Genomic DNA, 1,378 nt, shown 5'->3' with positions numbered 1-1,378 from the left:
CTTATAGAGCAGCTTGGGACTGATGCCGAGCTGACGAGCGGCGGCTTGCGTGCTCCGGCTTTCACTGGCTAAGCGCAGGGCCTCGGTGCGAAAGGCCGCATCATAGTGTCGGCGTTTGCGCGGCGCGCCCATGTTCGTTTTCTGAGTCATGACAGAAGGAAGATAACGCCCTTTACTGTCTCACTTCATTAGACCCTCTCACGGCTTCCGGCCTCCTTTACCACGCTATCGTTCGTCCGCACATACGACTTGCACGCGGAGGGGGGCGTACAACACGCGGGAGTTCAGCACGCTGTGGCCCTGCGGCGAGACGAGTAGTTCACCGTGGTCAACACCGACCCGGTTAATGCGGGCATGTACCTGACTGGCATAATAGGCATCGACCAGCGAGTTCGGGGAAAGCACACGGAAGTAGAACACCACGGGCAGCAGCAGGATCCCTAGCCCGAAGGCCAACGGGTCTTTCTCAAAGAACACGAATAATGGGGACTTCGGTGTTGCCATAGTAAGCCACTTGACTAGAGTAATCCACCGCATGAACAGTGGCAAGGCAAACTTAAGAATGCGGTTTACCAAAACGATGGTCGAACCTCCTTTCTCGGTGTTAACAAGCTGCTATAGCCTTTGGATCGCTACTCTGGGGAATGTCAGCACCTGCCCCAGCAGCCGTTGTTACAAGCCTGATCGTTCCTTTGCAGTATGTTACAATCTCGGCCGTACACCTTTTCGGTGACGGTTCACATTACCACCCGTAACAGGATCTGAAGTCCCCGGCTTATCGGGCCTTATAAGCAAGCAGCGGAAGTTAGATAATATATAGGAGTAAGAAACGGCCCAACGCGCTCCGTTAGGCAGAACTCTCCTTCTTATATAAGAACATCTGGGGCACAGAAAGTGGAGGCTTGCCTACTCTATCCATGTTCGTTTCGCCGTGACCAGCACCCACCGCGTGTCTACTCGTTTGAAAATGGCATATCCGCCTTCATACACCATGCGAAAATTGACGCGGGCATACGTTAACTCGGGGTCTAGTGCGATGCTGAAGGCCTCGGGGTCGGAAGTAAGTTGCCAGTAGCCACCCCAATGCCCATACCAGATTTTGATCTGCTGTTCCAAAAAGCGTTGTCGTTTCGCGCTCTCTCCCTTCGAGCGGGCCGGCTTCATAATACCTCCTGTGCCGAGGGGTACATGAGCCCCGCCTAAGAAAGCAGTCAGCGTCTCCCGCAGCGCCGGGGTTAAATACAGCGCCGTTTTTCCGGGCACTTGTACCACTGGGCGAAAACTACCCATCGAGTCGACAGCTACATCCGGCGCTTCTGTGTAAGAGAAGGCGTCCTCGAAGCCAAATTCGGTGCGAATGCTTTGATTAAGTCGGCCA

3 protein-coding genes are annotated in these 1,378 nt (G+C 54.4%); all 3 read right to left on the bottom strand.

The window, feature by feature from the left end:
* Positions 1-132: transposase (locus VI25_RS29120; RefSeq protein WP_410503461.1), on the bottom strand; the 132-nt coding region annotated here is incomplete at its 3' end.
* 93 nt (positions 133-225) lie between these two features.
* On the bottom strand, positions 226-537 hold the full coding sequence (locus VI25_RS22895; protein WP_045690799.1) for a hypothetical protein: 312 nt from the start codon (positions 535-537) through the stop codon (positions 226-228).
* A 369-nt stretch (positions 538-906) separates the two neighbouring features.
* Positions 907-1,378, bottom strand: a 472-nt coding sequence (locus tag VI25_RS25530) for a hypothetical protein (protein ID WP_161807048.1), incomplete at its 5' end; no start/stop codon positions are given.

This window comes from Hymenobacter sp. AT01-02 (assembly GCF_000961955.2).
GTDB classification, from domain to species: domain Bacteria; phylum Bacteroidota; class Bacteroidia; order Cytophagales; family Hymenobacteraceae; genus Hymenobacter; species Hymenobacter mucosus.
This window is presented reverse-complemented; position numbering and strand designations above follow the sequence as displayed.

Bases quoted from the DNA above. Each gene is read 5' to 3' on its own strand.
- VI25_RS22895 (WP_045690799.1), bottom strand. From the start codon at position 537: ATGCGGTGGATTACTCTAGTCAAGTGGCTTACTATGGCAACACCGAAG.